Source organism: Paraburkholderia sp. SIMBA_027 (genome assembly GCF_046535315.1).
GTDB classification, from domain to species: domain Bacteria; phylum Pseudomonadota; class Gammaproteobacteria; order Burkholderiales; family Burkholderiaceae; genus Paraburkholderia; species Paraburkholderia tropica.
In genome coordinates, this window is the sequence record NZ_JAWRWY010000474.1 from 1 (window position 1) to 276 (window position 276).

Consider the following 276-nt stretch of genomic DNA (forward strand, 5'->3'; position numbering starts at 1 on the left):
CGGCAAGGTCATCACCGACAAGACGCTGCTGAATGCCGAGGGCCTCTCGCTGCTTGGCCAGCAGGTAACGAGGGAAGCCTATGTGCTTGCCTATAACGACGCCTTCTACATGATCTTCCTGTCTTGCCTGGCAGGTCTCGTCGTCCTTCTTCTTCATCTCGCATGGAAGCGCCGGCCCCGGCAGAACGGGCCGGAGGCCTCCCTTGCGCAATCCTGAGCCAGAGGCCCCGTCCGCATGTTCAAGTCCCTCCGCTCGCCCACCTCGCTGATCGTGCT

The 276-nt window shown here is 62.0% G+C and carries 1 pseudogene; it reads left to right on the forward strand.

The features are described 5' to 3' along the window. A pseudogene (locus SB764_RS39885) lies at positions 1–217 on the forward strand (hypothetical protein); the annotation flags it as partial. Positions 218–276: the final 59 nt, after the last annotated feature.